The organism is Halomonas mongoliensis (genome assembly GCF_052496345.1).
Window position 1 is genome coordinate 2,230,954 of sequence record NZ_CP199288.1, and the last position, 19,049, is coordinate 2,250,002.

General features: G+C 67.9%; 16 protein-coding genes and 3 tRNA genes. 14 read left to right on the forward strand and 5 right to left on the reverse strand.

Annotated features, from left to right (window positions below; all coding sequences use genetic code 11):
• Position 1: 1 nt before the first annotated feature.
• Positions 2–853 (forward strand): 3-deoxy-8-phosphooctulonate synthase, encoded by an 852-nt coding sequence (kdsA, locus tag ACRYRV_RS10550; protein ID WP_309635983.1) that lies wholly within the window; start codon positions 2–4, stop codon positions 851–853.
• A gap of 32 nt (positions 854–885) precedes the next feature.
• Complete coding sequence (eno, locus tag ACRYRV_RS10555; protein ID WP_444985188.1) at positions 886–2,178, forward strand: phosphopyruvate hydratase; 1,293 nt, start codon at positions 886–888, stop codon at positions 2,176–2,178.
• 517 nt (positions 2,179–2,695) lie between these two features.
• On the opposite strand, the gene fdxA is transcribed toward eno, so the two are convergent.
• Positions 2,696–3,019, reverse strand: a complete 324-nt coding sequence (gene fdxA / locus ACRYRV_RS10560) for a ferredoxin FdxA (RefSeq protein ID WP_102627034.1) — start codon at positions 3,017–3,019, stop codon at positions 2,696–2,698.
• A 150-nt stretch (positions 3,020–3,169) separates the two neighbouring features.
• Positions 3,170–5,749, reverse strand: a complete 2,580-nt coding sequence (gene mutS / locus ACRYRV_RS10565; protein WP_444985186.1) for a DNA mismatch repair protein MutS — start codon at positions 5,747–5,749, stop codon at positions 3,170–3,172.
• A gap of 106 nt (positions 5,750–5,855) precedes the next feature.
• Here mutS and ACRYRV_RS10570 point away from each other — a divergent pair, with 106 nt between their 5' ends.
• From ACRYRV_RS10570 to ACRYRV_RS10610, 9 genes are all read left to right on the forward strand, one after another.
• A complete protein-coding gene (locus tag ACRYRV_RS10570) occupies positions 5,856–6,371 on the forward strand; it encodes a CinA family protein (RefSeq protein WP_444985185.1) in 516 nt (171 codons plus the stop codon).
• Between the two features lie 112 nt (positions 6,372–6,483).
• Positions 6,484–7,545 carry a recombinase RecA gene (gene recA / locus ACRYRV_RS10575; protein ID WP_253445896.1) on the forward strand — a complete coding sequence of 354 codons (1,062 nt, stop codon included), beginning with the start codon at positions 6,484–6,486 and terminating at the stop codon, positions 7,543–7,545.
• A 3-nt stretch (positions 7,546–7,548) separates the two neighbouring features.
• A complete protein-coding gene (locus ACRYRV_RS10580) occupies positions 7,549–8,040 on the forward strand; it encodes a regulatory protein RecX (protein WP_444985184.1) in 492 nt (163 codons plus the stop codon).
• A gap of 144 nt (positions 8,041–8,184) precedes the next feature.
• Complete coding sequence (gene alaS, locus ACRYRV_RS10585) at positions 8,185–10,797, forward strand: alanine--tRNA ligase (RefSeq protein ID WP_253445890.1); 2,613 nt, start codon at positions 8,185–8,187, stop codon at positions 10,795–10,797.
• Positions 10,798–10,902: 105 nt separating this feature from the next.
• Positions 10,903–12,153 carry an aspartate kinase gene (locus ACRYRV_RS10590; protein ID WP_253445887.1) on the forward strand — a complete coding sequence of 417 codons (1,251 nt, stop codon included), beginning with the start codon at positions 10,903–10,905 and terminating at the stop codon, positions 12,151–12,153.
• Positions 12,154–12,352: 199 nt separating this feature from the next.
• Complete coding sequence (csrA, locus tag ACRYRV_RS10595) at positions 12,353–12,550, forward strand: carbon storage regulator CsrA (protein WP_253445884.1); 198 nt, start codon at positions 12,353–12,355, stop codon at positions 12,548–12,550.
• Between the two features lie 90 nt (positions 12,551–12,640).
• Positions 12,641–12,733, forward strand: a tRNA-Ser gene (locus tag ACRYRV_RS10600).
• Positions 12,734–12,784: 51 nt separating this feature from the next.
• Positions 12,785–12,861, forward strand: a tRNA-Arg gene (locus tag ACRYRV_RS10605).
• A 48-nt stretch (positions 12,862–12,909) separates the two neighbouring features.
• Positions 12,910–12,986, forward strand: a tRNA-Arg gene (locus tag ACRYRV_RS10610).
• Positions 12,987–13,121: 135 nt separating this feature from the next.
• On the opposite strand, the gene ACRYRV_RS10615 is transcribed toward ACRYRV_RS10610, so the two are convergent.
• Positions 13,122–14,081, reverse strand: a complete 960-nt coding sequence (locus tag ACRYRV_RS10615; protein ID WP_253445881.1) for a tRNA dihydrouridine synthase — start codon at positions 14,079–14,081, stop codon at positions 13,122–13,124.
• 179 nt (positions 14,082–14,260) lie between these two features.
• Between ACRYRV_RS10615 and ACRYRV_RS10620 the strand changes: the two genes are divergently transcribed.
• From ACRYRV_RS10620 to ACRYRV_RS10630, 3 genes are read left to right on the forward strand one after another with little or no spacing between them, the layout of a single operon-like run.
• Positions 14,261–14,509, forward strand: a complete 249-nt coding sequence (locus tag ACRYRV_RS10620) for an OadG family protein (RefSeq protein ID WP_253445878.1) — start codon at positions 14,261–14,263, stop codon at positions 14,507–14,509.
• Positions 14,510–14,560: 51 nt separating this feature from the next.
• Positions 14,561–16,381, forward strand: a complete 1,821-nt coding sequence (gene oadA / locus ACRYRV_RS10625; protein ID WP_309635978.1) for a sodium-extruding oxaloacetate decarboxylase subunit alpha — start codon at positions 14,561–14,563, stop codon at positions 16,379–16,381.
• Positions 16,382–16,391: 10 nt separating this feature from the next.
• Entirely contained in the window at positions 16,392–17,714 is a 1,323-nt protein-coding gene (locus ACRYRV_RS10630) for a sodium ion-translocating decarboxylase subunit beta (protein ID WP_309635977.1), read from the forward strand.
• A 90-nt stretch (positions 17,715–17,804) separates the two neighbouring features.
• On the opposite strand, the gene ACRYRV_RS10635 is transcribed toward ACRYRV_RS10630, so the two are convergent.
• Positions 17,805–18,422, reverse strand: a complete 618-nt coding sequence (locus ACRYRV_RS10635; protein ID WP_444985183.1) for an IMPACT family protein — start codon at positions 18,420–18,422, stop codon at positions 17,805–17,807.
• The gene (gene lexA, locus ACRYRV_RS10640; protein ID WP_253445843.1) at positions 18,422–18,907 is read right to left on the reverse strand and encodes a transcriptional repressor LexA; all 486 of its coding nucleotides are present in this window, start codon (positions 18,905–18,907) and stop codon (positions 18,422–18,424) included. The genes ACRYRV_RS10635 and lexA overlap by 1 nt, the downstream gene beginning before the upstream one ends.
• Between the last annotated feature and the right edge of the window lie 142 nt (positions 18,908–19,049).

Sequence of the window (19,049 nt, forward strand, 5' to 3'; positions counted from 1 at the left end):
GATGAGCGCACCCGAGAGAACCATCGAGATTGCCGGCCTCAAGGCCGGCAATTCGTTGCCGCTGATGCTGTTCGGCGGCATGAACGTGCTGGAGTCCCGGGATCTGGCCATGGAGGTGGCCGAGACCTATGTCGAGGTGACCGGCCGGCTCGGCATGCCCTACGTCTTCAAGGCGAGCTTTGACAAGGCCAACCGCAGCTCCATTCACTCCTACCGGGGGCCGGGGCTGGAGAGGGGCCTCGAGATCCTGGCCGAGGTGAAGTCGCGCTTCGGCGTGCCGATCATCACCGACGTCCACGAGCCCTGGCAGGCCGCCCCGGTGGCCGAGGTGGCCGACGTCATCCAGCTGCCCGCCTTCCTGGCTCGCCAGACCGACCTGGTCGTGGCCATGGCCCGCACCGGGGCGGTGATCAACGTCAAGAAGCCCCAGTTCCTCGCCCCCCACGAGATGCGCCATATCATTCGCAAGTGCGAGGAGGCCGGCAACGACCGGGTGCTCCTCTGCGAGCGGGGTTCGAGCTTCGGCTACAACAACCTGGTGGTGGACATGCTCGGCTTCGGCGAGATGAAGCAGACCGGACTGCCGCTGCTCTTCGACGTGACCCATTCGCTGCAGCGCCCCGGCGGGCGCGCCGACAGCGCCGACGGGCGTCGTGCCCAGGTGGCCGAGCTGGCCCGGGCCGGGGTGGCCGTGGGGCTCGCCGGGCTCTTCCTGGAGGCCCATCCGGACCCCGATGCCGCCCTCTGCGACGGCCCCTGCGCCCTGCCGCTGGAGCGGCTCGAGCCCTTCCTGGCCCAGCTCAAGGCCATCGACGAGCTGGTCAAGGGCTTCGCCCCCCTCGACATCCAATGATTTCCCTACGCTGACACAAGAAGGAAACTCGCATGACCAAGATCGTCGATATTCGCGCCCTCGAGGTGCTCGACTCCCGCGGCAACCCCACCGTGCAGGCCGAGGTGCATCTGGAGAGCGGTGCGGTAGGCGTGGCCTGTGCCCCCAGCGGTGCCTCCACCGGCTCCCGGGAGGCCCTGGAGCTGCGTGACGGCGACAAGTCCCGCTACCTGGGCAAGGGCGTGCTGAAGGCCGTCGAGGCGGTCAACGGCGCCATCCGTGAGCGCCTGGTGGGCATGGACGCTCGCGACCAGCGCGGCCTCGACGACGCCATGCTGGCCCTCGACGGCACCGACAACAAGGCGAAGCTCGGCGCCAACGCCATCCTGGCGGTGTCGCTTGCCGCCGCCAAGGCCGCCGCCAATGCCAAGGGCGTGCCGCTCTACGCCCATATCGCCGAGCTCTACGGCCAGCCGGGCCAGTACAGCATGCCGGTGCCGATGATGAACATCCTCAACGGCGGCGAGCATGCCGACAACAACGTCGACATCCAGGAGTTCATGGTCCAGCCGGTGGGCGCGCCCAACTTCCGCGAAGGCCTGCGCATGGGGGCCGAGATCTTCCACGCCTTGAAGAAGGTGCTCTCCGCGAAGGGGCTTTCCACCTCGGTGGGCGATGAGGGCGGCTTCGCGCCCAACCTCGAATCCAACGCCGAGGCGCTGGCGGTGATCAAGCAGGCGGTAGAAGACGCCGGCTACCGGCTGGGCAGCGACGTCACCCTGGCGCTGGACTGCGCCGCCTCCGAATTCTTCAAGGAGGGCCAGTACGACCTCGCCGGCGAAGGCAAGCAGTATGACGCCGCCGGCTTCGCCGACTACCTGGCCGGCCTGTGCGACGATTACCCCATCGTCTCCATCGAGGATGGCATGGACGAGTCCGACTGGGACGGCTGGAAGGCGCTGACCGACAAGCTGGGCGACCGCGTGCAGCTGGTGGGTGATGACCTCTTCGTCACCAATACCCGCATCCTCAAGCGCGGCATCGATGAGCAGATCGGCAACTCCATCCTGATCAAGTTCAATCAGATCGGCTCGCTCTCCGAGACCCTGGACGCCATTCGCATGGCCCAGGATGCCGGCTTCACCGCGGTGATCTCCCACCGCTCCGGCGAGACCGAGGACACCACCATCGCCGATCTCGCCGTGGGCACCTGTGCCGGCCAGATCAAGACCGGCTCCCTGTGCCGCTCCGACCGCGTGGCCAAGTACAACCGCCTGCTGGTGATCGAAAGCGAGCTGGGTGGCAAGGTTGCCTACCCGGGCCTGTCGGCGATCAAGGGGCAGTAAGCGGCATCCGGTGTATTTTGCGGGGCGTCTTGTAGGAAATCGCTTACACGTGGCGTAAGAGATTGCCTCGCTTCGTCCGGGAGAACCGGCGCCTGGTGGCGCCGGTTTTTTATTATCATGTTGATTTTAAGGTATTTTATTTGCGCCTTCCGAGAGTGCTCTGCCACCCTGTCCGTGGCCACGGCGGCCGGCCAGCGGCTTGTGATGTGCCGTGTAACTGAGAGAATGAGTTCGGGACATGAGAGCGGCGCGCTGCTCTCGGCAGGATGCAACGGGATGCTGAGTGATGCGCCAGGTGCGGCAGGAGGCCGCTTCCGGGCAGGGAAGGCATCACGGGAAGAGGGCGGAGGGAGCCGCTCAAGGAACAGCTAGGAGCGGGCGGCCTGCGGGCCGCCTTTTTTGCCGGTGTTCTCCAGCATGACAGGCAGAAACGGAAACGCCGAATGTCGCAAGACATTCGGCGTTTCTTTTGGCGTGTGGCGTGCGCAGCTGTCGAGCCGGCCGCCGGCCGCCGGCCTCAGCGTTCCAGCTGCTCCAGCTTGCCGGGCTTGCCGTCCCACTCCTCGGCGTCGGGCAGCGGGTCCTTCTTCTCGCTGATATTGGGCCACACCTCGGCGAGCTCGGCATTGATCTCGATGAAGGGCTCCTGGCCCTCGGGCAGCTCGTCTTCCGAGAAGATCGCCTCGGCGGGGCACTCCGGCTCGCACAGGGCGCAGTCGATGCACTCGTCGGGGTGGATCACCAGGAAGTTGGGCCCCTCGTAGAAGCAGTCCACCGGGCAGACCTCGACACAGTCGGTGTACTTGCACTTGATGCAGTTCTCGGTGACGACGAACGTCATGCCACTCTCCCTTCCTCGGGCCGGGGTCGCTCGGCCGCTCTGGATAGTTGATGAAACGGTTATAAAGGCCTGGTTTCTTATGCTAAGACGGCGGTGAATCTGACCATTCTAGTCGTGGCCCCATGGCCTCGCAAGAGAAGGGAGGGGCCATTACAGCGACTCCCGCCAGCGGTAGAGCAGCGCCAGGGCCTGGCGCGGCGTCAGGTCATCCAGGGCCAGCCCGCCGAGCTCCTCCACCAGCGGATGGGGAGCGCTGGCGAAGAGGTCGTTCTGCTGGGGGGCCGGGGCGCTGCTGCCGGCGCGAGGCGAACGGCTGCCCTGGTCCACCTCCTGCTGCTCCAGCTGGGCCAGTTTCTCCCGGGCGCGGGCGATCACCCCCTGGGGCACGCCGGCCAGCTGGGCCACCTGCAGGCCGTAGCTCTGGTTGGCCGGCCCCTCTTCCACGCGGTGCATGAAGACGATGCCGTCGCGGTGCTCCGCCGCCGTCAGGTGCACGTTGGCCACCCCCTCGGCCTGCTCGGGCAGGGCGGTCATCTCGAAGTAGTGGGTGGCGAACAGGGTGAAGGCGCGGGTGCGGGTCAGATGCTCGGCGCTGGCCCAGGCCAGGGAGAGGCCGTCGAAGGTGCTGGTGCCGCGGCCGATCTCGTCCATCAGTACCAGGCTGTGATCGGTGGCGTTGTGCAGGATGCTGGCGGTCTCGGTCATCTCCACCATGAAGGTGGAGCGCCCGCCGGCCAGGTCGTCCGAGGAGCCGATGCGGGTGAAGATGCGATCCACCGGGCCGATCTCGGCGGCGTCCGCCGGCACGAAGCTGCCGGTGTGGGCGAGCAGCACGATCAGCGCCGCCTGGCGCATGTAGGTGGACTTGCCCCCCATATTGGGCCCCGTGATCACCAGCATGCGGCGATCGTCGCCCAGGACCAGGTCGTTGGGCACGAAGGGGGCATCGGAGACCTGATCCACCACCGGATGGCGCCCGCCGCGGATGACGATGCCCGGCCTCTCGGCCAGCTGAGGCCGGGAGAACTCCAGGGCCCGGGCGCGCTCGGCGAAGGCGCAGAGCACGTCCAGGGAGGCCAGGGCCCGGGCGCTGGCCTGGAGGGCGTCGAGTTCGGCATTCAAGGTGTCGAGCAGGCCGTCGTAGAGCAGCTTCTCCCGAGCCAGCGCCCGGGACTTGGCCGAGAGGGCCTTGTCCTCGAACTCCTTGAGCTCGGGGATGATAAAGCGCTCGGCGTTCTTCAGGGTCTGGCGGCGCACATAGTCCACCGGCGCCTCCCTGGCCTGGGCCCGGGGGATCTCGATGTAGTAGCCGTGGACCCGGTTGTAGCCCACCTTGAGGCCGGGCAGGCCGGTGCGCTCGCGCTCCCGGGCCTCCAGCTTCACCAGGTAGTCGCCGGCGTGTTCGGCCAGGCTGCGGTGCTCGTCGAGCTCGGCATCGAAGCCCTCGGCGATCACCCCGCCGTCGCGAATCACCACCGGGGGGTTTTCCACCAGGGCCCGGGTCAGGGTGTCGGCGAGCGCGGGATAGGGCCGGATATGGCGCCGGAGTTCATCCAGGGCCGTGCCCTCGGCGTAGTCGGCAAGCGATTGCTCCAGTTCCGGCAGGGCGTTGAAGGCGTCGCGCAGCCGGGCCAGGTCCCGGGGCCGGGCGCTGTAGAGAGCCACCCGAGCCAGGATGCGCTCCACGTCGCCGACCGCCTTGAGGGAAGCGCGCAGCGCCTCGAAGCCGTCGGCCTCGAGCAGCAGGGCCACAGCACTCTGGCGGGCCCGGACCCGCTCCAGGTCGCGCAGCGGGCGGTTGAGCCAGCGCTTGAGCAGCCGCGAGCCCATGGCCGTCGCGGTGACGTCGAGGACGCTGGCCAGGGTGTTGTCGCCGGTTCCCCCGAGATTGACGTCGATCTCCAGGTTGCGGCGGCTGGCGGCGTCGATCACCACGGCATCGTCGCGGCTCTCCACGCCGATGGCGGTGACGTGGGGCAGTCGCGAGCGCTGGGTGTCCCGGGCGTACTCGATGAGCACGCCGGCGGCGGTGAGGGCGGCGCTGAGATGGGCGCAGCCGAAGCCGCGCAGGTCCTGGACCTGGAACTGGTCGCAGAGCAGGCGGTTGGCGCTCTCCAGGTCGAAGAGCCAGTCGCTCTGGCGTCGCAGGCCGCGGCGGCCGGTCAGGGCCGGCGGCAGCGAGAGGCTCTCCGCCACCAGCAGCTCGGCGGGGTCCAGGCGCTGGAGCTCGGCCAGCATCTCCCCTTCGCCCTCCACCTCCAGCACGCTGAAGCGCCCGCTGGAGAGCTCCAGCCAGGCGAGGCCGTAGCGCTCGCCGGCGGCGTGCACGGCCACCAGCAGGTTGTCGCGCCGGGCGTCCAGCAGCGCCTCGTCATAGAGGGTGCCGGGGGTGACGACGCGCACCACGCGGCGCTCCACCGGGCCCTTGGAGGCCGCCGGGTCGCCGACCTGCTCGCAGATCGCCACCGACTCGCCGGCCGCCACCAGGCGGGCCAGGTAGCCCTCGGCGCTGTGGTAGGGCACGCCGGCCATGGGGATCGGCTTGCCGGCGGACTGGCCGCGCTGGGTCAGGGTGATATCGAGCAGCGCCGCGGCGCGCCGGGCGTCGTCGAAGAAGAGCTCGTAGAAGTCGCCCATGCGGTAGAAGAGCAGCACCTCGGGGTGCTCGCGCTTGATCTTCAGGTACTGGGCCATCATGGGCGTATGGGAGGGGCTTGTGGCCTGTGACATCCGGAATCCTGTTCGGGCTCTGCACTCGCGGGCAAAAGTCAGTATTCTACCGTCCAGAGAGCGATGCCGTCAGGCGCCGCCGCAAGATATCCGGGAGGTCCTTCACATGCCGCACTCCGCTGCCCACCTGGCCAACCTCGACCTGACCACCCTGGCCGAGCGGCTGGGCCGGCTCTGCCGCCAGCAGGGAGCCATGGTCACCGCCGCCGAGTCCTGCACCGGGGGCGGGGTGGCCAGCGCCATCACCGCGGTGGCCGGCAGCTCCGACTACTTCGAGACCGGCTATGTGACCTACTCCAACGCCGCCAAGCGTCGCCTGCTGGGCGTGCCCGAGGCGCTCCTCGAGGCCCACGGCGCGGTAAGCCGCGAGGTGGTGGAGGCCATGGTGACGGGCGCCTGCCGGGACAGCGGCGCCAGCCTCGGCGTGGCGATCAGCGGCGTGGCGGGCCCCGGCGGCGGCAGCGACGACAAGCCGGTGGGCACCGTCTGGCTGGCCTGGGGCAGCGCCGAGGGCGCCGAGTCCGAGCGCTTTCACTATCCCGGCGACCGCCGGGCGGTGCGCGAACGGGCGGTGCGCGAGGCCCTGGTGGGGCTGATCCGACGCCTCGAAGCGAACGGATGAGGCGTGAGCGGCGGTCGGGGAAGTTTCGCTGGCCGCCGCCGGCGTTTTTCGCCATACTACTGTGCAGTCATACAGTACCAAGACACTCGACGACCTGATCAGGAGGCCCGTGATGGCTCAGGATGACAACCGCTCCAAGGCGTTGAACGCCGCGCTTTCCCAGATCGAGCGCCAGTTCGGCAAGGGGACCGTGATGCGCCTCGGCGATACGCCCCGGGTGGCCATGCCGGCGGTCTCCACCGGCTCCCTGGGCCTCGATATCGCGCTGGGGATCGGCGGCCTGCCCTACGGCCGCGTGGTAGAGATCTTCGGGCCGGAATCCTCTGGCAAGACCACCCTGACCCTCTCGGTGATCGCCGAGGCCCAGAAGCAGGGCAAGGTGTGCGCCTTCATCGACGCCGAGCACGCCCTGGACCCGAGCTACGCCGAGAAGCTCGGCGTCAACCTCGACGACCTGCTGGTCTCCCAGCCGGACACCGGCGAGCAGGCCCTCGAGATCTGCGACATGCTGGTGCGCTCCGGCGGCGTCGACGTCATCATCATCGACTCGGTGGCGGCGCTCACTCCCCGGGCCGAGATCGAGGGCGAGATGGGCGACTCCCACGTCGGCCTGCAGGCCCGCCTGATGTCCCAGGCCCTGCGCAAGATTACCGGTCACATCAAGAACGCCAACTGCCTGGTGGTCTTCATCAACCAGATCCGCATGAAGATCGGCGTGATGTTCGGCAGCCCCGAGACCACCACCGGCGGCAACGCCCTCAAGTTCTACGCCAGCGTGCGCCTCGACATTCGCCGCACCGGCTCGGTGAAGCAGGGCGACGAGGTCACCGGCAACGAGACCCGGGTCAAGGTGGTCAAGAACAAGGTGGCGCCGCCCTTCCGCCAGGCCGAGTTCCAGATCCTCTACGGCAAGGGCATCTACCATGCCGGCGAGGTGATCGATCTCGGGGTGCAGTGCAGCCTGATCGACAAGGCCGGTGCCTGGTACAGCTACCAGGGCAACAAGATCGGCCAGGGCAAGGCCAACGCCGCCCAGTTCCTCGAGGACAACCCGGCCGTTATGGAGGAGATCGAGAGCGGGATTCGCGGCCAGCTGCTCGCCGCTCCGGCCCCGAAGGAGGAAGCCGAGGCGCCTGAGGCTGCCCAGGCCAGCCGCGAGGACGACCTGCTCTAAGCCATGTTCGCCCCGGCCGATTCCGACGCCACGCCACGTGACGACGCCATCCGCCTGCTGGCTCGGCGCGAGTACTCCCGCGCCGAGCTGGAGGGTCGGCTAACGGCGAAGGGGCATGACTCGGCCGCCGTGGCCGAGTGTCTCGACGCCCTGGCCGATGAGGGGCTGCAGTCCGATACGCGCTTTACCGAGAGCTTCCTGCGCTCGCGCATCCTGCGCGGCCAGGGGCCGCTGAAGATTCGCGTCGAGCTCTCGCGGCGCGGCATCGACCGCGAGCTGGTGCGCAGCGCCTTCAGCGAACAGGAGGGGCAGGGTGGGGTCGACTGGTTCGCCCTGGCCTGCGAGACCCTTCGTCGGCGCTTCTCCGGCCCCGGCGATTCCCCCCGCGAACGCGCCCGCCGCGAGCGCTTTCTGGCAGGTCGCGGCTTCGATTTCGAACAGGTGCGCCACGCCCTGGATCACGCCTGGGACGAGGACGCCCCTTCAGTCCCTTGACAACTGCGCTATAATGGCTCCCTTTGCGAACGCCCCGGGTGGCAGCCCGCGGCCCCGCGAAACGCCCGTTGTCGGCGCGTCGCGGCGTCCGCCTCGAGCCAGCGTCGCCCGCCGGGTCACCCTGTTCATCGCCACGGATACCCCATGAAAAGCGCAGACATCAGACAGGCCTTTCTGAGTTTCTTCGAGGAGCACGGCCATACCGTCGTGCCCTCCAGCTCCCTGGTACCGGACAACGACCCGACCCTGCTGTTCACCAACGCCGGCATGGTGCCCTTCAAGGACGTCTTCCTGGGACGCGATCCGCGCCCCTACGTGCGGGCGACCTCCTCCCAGCGCTGCGTGCGCGCCGGCGGCAAGCACAACGATCTGGACAACGTCGGCTATACCGCCCGCCACCACACCTTCTTCGAGATGCTGGGCAACTTCAGCTTCGGCGACTACTTCAAGCGCGACGCCATCCGTTTCGCCTGGACCTTCCTCACCGAGACCCTGGGGCTGCCCAAGGAGAAGCTGTGGGTGACGGTCCACGTCAGCGATGACGAGGCCGAGAAGATCTGGAAGGAGGAGGTCGGCATCGACCCCGAGCGCTTCTCCAAGCTCGACGAGGACAACTTCTGGCAGATGGGCGATACCGGCCCCTGCGGCCCCAGCTCCGAGATCTTCTTTGATCACGGACCCGAGGTGTGGGGCGGGCCTCCCGGCAGCCCCGAGGAGGACGGCGACCGCTATATCGAGATCTGGAACCTGGTGTTCATGCAGTACGAGCGTGACGCCGAGGGCACCCTGCACCCGCTGCCCAAGCCCTCCATCGATACCGGCATGGGCCTGGAACGCATCGCCGCGGTGATGCAGGGTGTGCACTCCAACTACGAGATCGACCTCTTCCAGAACCTGCTGGCCTCGGCGGCGCGGCATACCGGCCATGAGGACACCCGCAACCCCTCCCTGCGGGTCATTGCCGACCATATCCGCTCCTGCGCCTTCCTGGTCGCCGACGGCGTGCTGCCCTCCAACGAGGGGCGCGGCTATGTGCTGCGCCGGATCATCCGCCGCGCCATCCGTCACGGCCACAAGCTGGGCGCCAAGGGCAGCTTCTTCCACAAGCTGGTGGGGGCGCTCGACGCCGAGATGGGCGACGCCTATCCCGAGCTGCGCAATGGCCGCCACCAGATCGAACGGGTGCTGCTCAAGGAGGAGGAGCAGTTCGCTCGCACCCTGGAGCACGGCATGGGCCTGCTCGAGGAGGCCCTGGCCGACCTCGACGGCGAGGTGCTCCCCGGCGAGACGGTGTTCAAGCTCTACGACACCTACGGCTTCCCCTACGACCTCACCGCCGATGTCTGCCGCGAGCGCGGCGTGACCCTGGACGAGATCGGCTTCAAGCGGGCCCTGGAGGCCCAGCGCGAGCGGGCCCGGGCCGCCAGCCAGTTCGGTGCCGACTATGGCGCGGCGCTGGACCTGGAGGGCGAGACCACCTTCACCGGCTACGACCGCCTGGAGGACGGCGCCCGGGTGACCGCCATCGTCGACCGCGAGGGCAGCCCCCTGGAGGGCCTCGAGCCCGAGCAGCGCGGCCTGGTGGTGCTGGACCGCACCCCCTTCTACGGCGAGTCCGGCGGCCAGGTGGGGGACACCGGCTACCTGCACCTGGAGGGCGGCGGCCGCTTCCTGGTCACCGATACCCAGAAGCAGGGCGGCCACCACCTGCACCACGGCGTGCTGCTGGAGGGCGAACTGGCCGTGGGCGACGAGGTGCGCCCCCAGGTCAACGCCGAGCTGCGCGGGGCCACCATCCGCAACCACTCCGCCACCCACCTGATGCACAAGGCGCTGCGCCTGGTATTGGGCGACCACGTGGCCCAGAAGGGCTCGCTGGTGACCCCGGAGCGCCTGCGCTTCGACTTCAGCCACTTCGAGGCCGTGACCCCCGAGCAGCTCGCCGAGGTGGAGCGTCTGGTCAACGAGCAGATTCTTGCCAACGCGCCGACCAGGGTTGAGCAGATGACCCTGGAGCAGGCCAAGGCCAAGGGGGCCGCGGCGCTCTTCGAGGCCAAGTACGCCGACAGCGTGCGGGTGCTGACCATCGGCGCCGACGACTTCTCCATCGAGCTGTGCGGCGGCACCCACGTGGCGCGCAGCGGTGATATCGGCTGCTTCCATATCGTCAGCGAGCAGGGAACGGCCGCTGGCGTGCGCCGGATCGAGGCGATCACCGGGGAGGGGGCCCTGGCCTGGTTCCGTGAGCAGGAGTCCCGGCTCAACCGCATCGGCGAGCGCCTCAAGGCCAAGCCGGAGCAGGTCGAGGAGCGCGTCGACTCCCTGGTGGAGCGCAACCGCGCCCTGGAGAAGGAGCTCGAACGCCTCAAGGCCAAGTTGGCCAGCGCCGCCGGCAGCGACATGCTGAGCCAGGCGGCCGAGGTGGCCGGGGTCAAGGTGCTGGCCACCCGCCTGGAGGGGGTCTCCGGCAAGGAGCTGCGCGGCATGCTCGACCAGCTCAAGAACAAGCTGGGCTCCGGCATCATCGTGCTCGGCGTGGCCGACCAGGCCGCCGGCAAGGTGAGCCTGATCGCCGGGGTCACCGACGACCTTACCGGTCGGGTCAAGGCCGGCGAGCTGGTCAATCACGTGGCCGGTCAGGTCGGCGGCAAGGGCGGCGGCCGCGCCGACATGGCTCAGGCCGGGGGGAGCGACGTGGCGGCCCTGCCGGGGGCCCTGGAGAGCGTTCCCGCCTGGGTCGAGGAGCGCCTCGCGTAAGAGATGTTGCAGGGCCGGTCGCCGCAGGGCGCCGGCCCTGTTCGTAGAGAGTCACCTTTCACTCATACGGGCGTACGCGCCCGACTCACGAGGGAAAAATCGCAGATGGCACTATACGTACAGAAATTCGGCGGCACCTCGGTGGGCTCCGTGGAGCGCATCAAGGCCGTGGCCGAGAAGGTCAAGGGCTTTCGCGACAACGGCGACCAGGTCGTGGTCGTGCTCTCCGCCATGAGCGGCGAGACCAACCGCCTGATCGGCCTGGCCAACGAGATCAACGACGAGCCGACCCCCCGCGAGATGGACATGCTGGTCTCCACCGGCGAGCAGGTGACCATCTCCCTGCTGGCCATGGCGCTGCACAAGCTGGGCGTGCCCGCGACCTCCTACACCGGCTCCCAGGTGGGCATCCTCACCGACAGCTCCCATACCAAGGCGCGCATCCAGCGTATCGAGACCGACGAGATCCAGGGCGATCTCGACGAGGGCAAAGTGGTGGTGGTCGCCGGCTTCCAGGGCGTGGATGAAGAGGGCAACATCACCACCCTGGGCCGCGGCGGCTCCGACACCACCGGGGTGGCCCTGGCGGCGGCCCTGAAGGCCGATGAGTGCCAGATCTACACCGACGTGGACGGCGTCTACACCACCGACCCGCGGGTCTGCAGCAAGGCCAAGCGCCTCGAGACCATCACCGTGGAGGAGATGCTGGAGCTGGCCAGCCTCGGCTCCAAGGTGCTGCAGATTCGCGCCGTGGAATTCGCCGGCAAGTACAACGTGCCGCTGCGCGTCGTCTCGAGCTTCGAGGACGGCCCCGGCACCCTGATCGTTGCAGACTCCGACAAAGACGAGGACTCCATGGAAGAACCGCTGATCTCCGGTATCGCCTTTACCGCCAATGAGGCCAAGCTGACCCTGCTCAACACTCCGGACGTGCCGGGCGTGGCCTCGCGGATCCTGGGCCCCATCGCCGATGCCAATATCGAAGTGGACATGATCGTCCAGAACGTGGCGCCGGCCGGTGACTACACCGACTTCACCTTCACCGTGGCCAAGGGGGACTACAAGAAGACCCTCAAGATCCTCGAGGAGGAGGTGATTCCCGATCTGGGCGGCGGCGAGGTGCGCGGCGACGACAATATCGCCAAGGTCTCCCTGGTGGGTGTCGGCATGCGCTCCCACGCCGGCGTGGCCTCCAAGATGTTCCGGGTGCTGGCCGACGAGTCCATCAATATCCGCATGGTCTCCACCTCCGAGATCAAGATCTCCGTGGTGATCGACGAGAAGCAGATGGAGCTCGCCGTTCGCGCCCTGCATACCGCCTTCGGTCTCGACAAGAGCGATATCGAGAGCGAATAAGCGTGTCCCGAGCGGCTGACACCTTCTACGCTGACAGGGGAGCCCGTCACCGGGCTTCCCTTCAACGGGGAGGTCAGGTGTCATCGGCTGCTGAATTGGTCACGGAAGACGTCGTGGCACATAATGAGGCGACGCGCCCGCCCGCGGCGAATATCCCGTTGCTACACAGTTCCATTAAAGCCTGAGAAGGAGATCAGCCATGCTCATCCTGACCCGCCGAGTCGGCGAGACCCTGATGATCGGAGACGACATCACCGTGACGGTGCTGGGCGTCAAGGGGAACCAGGTCCGGATCGGTGTCAATGCACCCAAGGACGTCGCCGTGCATCGTGAAGAGATCTATCAGCGTATCCAGCGCGAGAAGGCCGATGACGAGCTCCCGGGCCGGGAGGAGTAGCGAGCCTTCTGGCTCGCCTCGGGAAAAAAGAGGCGAACGTCGCTGGACAAGGCGCTTGGGAAACGGTACGATATGCGCCGTGTTGATGAGGGAGAGGTGGCCGAGTGGCTGAAGGCGCTCCCCTGCTAAGGGAGTATGGGGTTTATAGCCTCATCGAGGGTTCGAATCCCTCCCTCTCCGCCATGATCCTCAGCCAAAAGCCGGGATCGTCTGGTCAACACTCTTGAAGAAAGTGCGCCCGTAGCTCAGCTGGATAGAGTACCTGACTACGAATCAGGTGGTCGGAGGTTCGAATCCTCCCGGGCGCGCCACTTCAGAACAGTCATACGTGATGGCGATCACGCTAATCATCGCACTACGCGCCCGTAGCTCAGCTGGATAGAGTACCTGACTACGAATCAGGTGGTCGGAGGTTCGAATCCTCCCGGGCGCGCCAGATTCAGACCCGCCCTCTTCGAGGGCGGGTCTTCTGCTTTCGCAGGACTCTCCGCTCTCCTTTCTACTAGCCGGGGCCCAGCCAGGCCTCGCGATCGTTTGAGGCGCCGTCGCCGTTGCGACGTGCGCCTCTTTTTTATGCCTCCGCCGCTGCCTCTGTGCCCCCTTCCGGCACTGCCAGCCCCGCCAGCAGGGCATCCAGGTCGTTGATGCGCTTGAGCGCCTCGAAGCGGCGTGCGGACTCGGCGTCGCGGGCGCGCATATGGTTGAGCCACTGCTTGATCAGGGAGGCGACCACGCGGGGTGGTAGCGTGCTACGCTGCCGTTCGGCGAAACGCCCCAGGATCTCGGCCCGTGCCGCCCAGGGAGTCTCCGGCAGGCGCTCGCCGGTGTTCTGCCAGTGGCGGATGCGGGGCGCCAGCCAGGGGTCGGCCAGGGCGCCGCGGCCGATCATCACGTCGCGGCAGCCTGACAGGGTGCGCGCGCGCCAGTAGTCCTCCAGGCTCCAGATATCGCCGTTGGCCACCACGGGGATCGCAAGGCGAGAGCGGATGCGTCCGATCCACTCCCAGTGGGCCGGGGGGCGGTATCCTTCGTTGCGGGTGCGAGCGTGCACGACCAGCTGGCGGGCGCCGCCGGCCTGGGCCGCCAGGGCGCAGGCCAGCGCCAGGCGGCGATCGGCGAAGCCCAGGCGGATCTTGGCCGTGACCGGGATGGCATCGCCCACGGCGCCGTGCACCGCCGCCACCACGCGACGGACTCGAGCCGGGTCGCGCAGCAGCGAGGCGCCGCCGTCGTGGCGGTTGACCAGCTTGGCGGGGCAGCCGAAGTTGAGGTCGATGCTGGTGGCGCCGAGCGTCAGGGCCTGGGTCGCGTTGGCGGCCAGCGCCTCGGGGTCCGAGCCCAGCAGCTGCAGGTGCACCGGCACGCCGCTGGGGGTGGTCAGGGCGGGGGCGAGAAGCTCCGGGCAGTGCTTGTGAAAGACCCGGGGCGGCAGGCGTGCATCCACGACGCGCACGAACTCGGTGACCGTCCAGTCGAAGCCCGGCTCGCGGGTCAGCAGGGCCCGGGTGTGGGCATCGATGACCCCTTCCATGGGGGCCAGTCCGAGCCTGCCTGGCGCCTCTTGTAGTAAATTAACAACTCTGACTTCCACCATGTCCCCATTGCATTTTGTCGACAATCTGGCAGGTTATAGCATCAGAAAAATTGCGCAAGGCGCCATGTTGATGAGTGATCGCCGCATGGTTGCTGAAGATCATATGGAGGCACCGCATGCAGGATTTCGAGCTGCTGGAGGAAGGCCTGGCCCTGATGGGGCTCGGCATGGGCTTTGTTTTTGTTTTTCTTACCGTCCTGGTGATTACCGTCACCCTGATGTCGCTGATCCTGCGGCGCTTCGCCCCCGAGCCTGCCAAGCCCGCTGCCTCCCCCTCCGCGCCGGTGCCCGCTCGCCAGGATGACGAGCTGATGGCCGTGATCGGTGCCGCCCTGCACCGCTATCGCCAGCGCCATCGCCGCTAACCCCCTTTTCCACCCTTCCTATCACCTACTGATTATCACAAGGTCAAACCCATGACTGACAACGCTCGCCCGCTCGGTATCACCGACGTCGTCCTGCGTGACGCCCACCAGTCGCTGTTCGCCACCCGTCTGCGCCTGGATGACATGCTGCCCATCGCCGAAAAGCTCGATCGCGTCGGCTTCTGGTCGCTGGAGTCCTGGGGGGGCGCCACCTTCGATTCCTGTATCCGCTACCTGGGCGAGGATCCCTGGGAGCGCATCCGCGAGCTCAAGGCGGCCATGCCCAACACCCCCCAGCAGATGCTGCTGCGCGGCCAGAACCTGCTGGGCTATCGCCACTACGCCGACGACGTGGTGGACAAGTTCGTGGAGCGGGCCAAGACCAACGGCGTCGACGTCTTCCGGGTCTTCGATGCCATGAACGACCCCCGCAACCTGGAGCGCGCCATCCAGGCGGTGCGCAACGTCGAGGGTCACGCCCAGGGCACGCTCTCCTATACCGTGAGCCCGGTGCACACCCTGGACGGCTGGGTCGAGCTCGGCAAGACCATCGCCGCCATGGGCGCCGATTCGCTCTGCATCAAGGACATGGCCGGCCTGCTCAAGCCCTATGACGCCTTCGAGCTGGTCACCAAGCTCAAGAAGGCCGTGGACATCCCGATCCATATGCAGTGCCACGCCACCACCGGCCTCTCCACCTCCACCATCGTCAAGGCCGCCGAGGCCGGCATCGACAACGTCGACACCGCCATCTCCTCCATGTCCATGACCTATGGCCACAGCCCCACCGAGTCGGTGGTGGCCATCCTCCAGGGCACCGAGCGCGATACCGGCCTGGATCTCGAGCTGCTCGAGGAGATCGCCGCCTATTTCCGCGAGGTGCGCAAGAAGTACGCCGCCTTCGAGGGCTCGCTGAAGGGCATCGACTCCCGCATCCTGGTGGCCCAGGTGCCCGGTGGCATGCTGACCAACATGGAAAACCAGCTCAAGGAGCAGGGCGCCGGCGACAAGCTCGACGATGTCCTGGCCGAAATTCCCAAGGTGCGTGAGGACCTGGGCTTTATCCCGCTGGTCACCCCGACCTCCCAGATCGTCGGCACCCAGGCGGTGATGAACGTGATGATGGGGGAGCGCTACAAGTCCATCTCCAAGGAGGTCCAGGCGCTGCTCAAGGGCGAGTACGGTGCCGCCCCGGCCGAGCTCAACAAGGAGCTGCAGGCCCGGGTGCTGGAGGGCGGCGAGCCGATCACCTGCCGCCCCGCCGACCTGCTGGAGGCCGAGATGGACAGGCTGGCCGCCGAGCTCAAGGAGAAGGCCAAGGCCGATGGTATTCGCCTGGCCGAGGGCGAGCGTGAGATCGACGACGTCCTTACCTATGCGCTCTTCCCGCAGATCGGCCTGAAGTTCCTCAAGAACCGCGACAACCCGGACGCCTTCGAGCCGGCGCCCCAGGCGCCCGACGCCAAGCTGCCGGCCGCCGCGCCGAAGGGCGGAGCCGCCGCCAAGGCGCCGGCCGTTCAGGGCGCGTCCGCTGGCCCCGAGACCTACACCGTCAAGGTCAACGGCAAGGCCTATGTGGTCGAGGTTGCCGAGGGTGGCGAGATCGCCGACGTCAAGGAGCAGGCGGCCCAGCCCGCCGCCGAGGCCGCACCGGCGGCCACCGGCGAGACCATCGCCGCCCCCCTGGCCGGCAATATCTTCAAGGTCAACGTGCGCCCGGGCGACGCGGTCAAGGAGGGTGACGTGGTGATCATTCTGGAAGCCATGAAGATGGAGACCGAGGTGCGCGCCGCGAGTGCCGGCACCGTCTCCGCCGTCAAGGTCAGCGAGGGCGACAGCGTCGCCGTCGGCGACGTACTCATCGAGCTCTGAGAGGCCGGTCATGGAGAATCTACTGACCCTCTGGGAGGGCTCGGGCGCCTATAACCTGACCCTCGGCCAGACGGTGATGATCCTGGTGGGGCTGGTGCTGCTCTACCTGGCCATCGCCAAGAAGTTCGAGCCGCTCCTGCTGGTGCCGATCGGCTTCGGCGGGATCCTGGCCAACATTCCCGAGGCGGGCCTGGCCATTTCGGCCCTGGACCAGGCCATCGAGGTGGCGCGCCCGGCGGTGCTCCACCAGATGGCGGCGGCCCTGGGGGCCACCCTGGATCCGCTGGCCGGCGAGGAGGCGTGGCGTGCCACCCTCAAGGCGCTGGTCGACAACGGCGCCTCGCCGGACCAGCTGCGCGCCGCCAAGGACGTGGCCATGAACGTCGGCTACGGCGACGGCCTGCTCTATACCTTCTACCAGGTGGCCGTGGCCTCCGGCATTGCCCCGCTGCTGATCTTCATGGGCGTGGGGGCGATGACCGACTTCGGGCCGCTGCTGGCCAATCCGCGCACCCTCTTCCTGGGGGCGGCGGCCCAGTTCGGCATTTTCGCCACCGTCTTCGGTGCGGTGGGCATGTCGGCCATGGGCTGGATGGACTTCTCCATCGAGCAGGCCGCTGCCATCGGCATCATCGGCGGCGCCGACGGGCCCACCTCGATCTATGTGTCGAGCGTGCTGGCGCCGGAGCTGCTGGGGGCGATCGCCGTGGCCGCCTACGCCTACATGGCGCTAGTGCCCATGATCCAGCCGCCGATCATGCGCCTGCTCACCACCAAGCGCGAGCGTGAGATCACCATGACCCAGCTGCGTCCGGTGTCGAAGCTGGAGAAGATCGTCTTCCCGCTGGCCCTGCTGATGCTGGTGGCGCTCTTCCTGCCCGATGCGGCGCCGCTGCTGGGGATGTTCTGCTTCGGCAACCTGATGCGCGAGTGCGGCGTGGTCGAGCGCCTCACCGACACCGCCCAGAACGCCCTGATCAACATCGTCACCATCGTGCTGGGCCTGGCCGTGGGCTCGCGGCTGATGGCCGAGAGCTTCCTGGCCGTGGAGACCCTGGGGATCATGGCCCTGGGCATGGTGGCCTTCGCCATCGGCACCGCCGCCGGCATCATCATGGCCAAGGTGATGAACGCGGTGAGCAAGATGCCGATCAACCCGCTGATCGGCGCCGCCGGGGTTTCCGCGGTGCCCATGGCGGCCCGGGTGGCCAACAAGGTGGGGCTGGAGTCCAACCCGCATAACTTCCTGCTGATGCACGCCATGGGGCCCAACGTGGCCGGCGTCATCGGCTCGGCGGTGGCGGCGGGGGTGATGATCAAGTACCTGGGCTGACCGGTTGCTTGCCATCCTCCACGGCAGGGGCGCTCTTCGGAGCGCCCCTGCTGCGTTTCAGGACCGCCGCCGAACCGGCCTGCCGCTGGTTCAGCTCTCGAGCAGGGTCAGCCTGCCGCGCAGTCGTGATTCGAGTTCGCCGAGGTCGACGGGGGTGTCGCTTGGCCAGCCGGCGGTGAGGATGACCCCCTCGGCGGCGTAGTCGGCGGCCTCCACCGGGATGCCTTGGGCGGCCAGCCAGGCCCGGGCCTCGGCCTCGCCGGCGAACTCCACGGCGAGGCGCAGCGGTTGGCGCTCCACCACCTCGCGGCGCGGCAGGCCCTCCAGGCCGTGGAGCACGGCCTGGGCGTAGGCCCGGGCGAGCCCGCCGGTACCCAGCTTGGTGCCGCCGAAGTAGCGGGTGACCACGCAGCCTACCTGGCCGAGGCCGGAGCCCTCCAGGGCCTGGTACATGGGGCGCCCGGCGGTGCCGCCGGGCTCGCCGTCGTCGGAGAAGCCGATGGCGTTCTGCTCCCCCGGCGGGCCGGCGATAAAGGCGCTGCAGTGGTGGCTGGCGCCCGGGTGGAGGCGGCGGGCCTCGGCCAGCAGCGCTTCGAAGGCGTGGGGCGCGGGGGCATGGCAGAGCCAGGTGATGAAGCGGCTCTTCTCCACCTCGATCTCGCTCTCCTGCCGCTGGCCGGCGGCCAGGTCGGGGACGGGGTAGCGCATCAGGCGGCCAGCTCGTCCTGGCGGACGACGCCCATGACCAGCCCCAGCACCTGGATGTCGCTGTTCTTCAGGAAGATGGGGGCCATGCGCTCGTTGGCCGGCTGCAGGCGCACGCCGGCGCGGTCGATATAGAGCTTCTTCAGGGTAACCTCCTGGTCGTTGATCATCACGACGGCGGTTTCGCCGTTCTCGGCGCTCTCCTGGCGCTCGATAATGATCACATCGCCGTCGAAGATGTTGCAATCGATCATGGAGTTGCCGCGCACTCTCAGGGCATAGGTGTTGCGGCGCACCATGCAGCTGGGCACCCGGATGGTGGAGGTGTCGGCGCAGGCTTCAATGGGCAGCCCCGCCGAGACGCTGCCGAGCAGGGGGATCTCGACGAGGGGCGTGCCTGCCGGCTCGGGGTCGTCGAGGAGGGCCCAGGCCTCGGCCAGGGGCAGGTTGGGGCGGCGAAGCAGGAAGCGGGTAGGGCTCGCGGGCATGGTGTGGGTCTCCTGTCGGCAGCCTCTCGGGCTGGATACTGTCGAGATATACAGTACATGGACAGCATAGCAGCGACGGGTCAGTTCGCAAGGGGGGGCGAAATTCGCCTAGCGACGGAAGGCTTGACGCCGGTCAACCGCG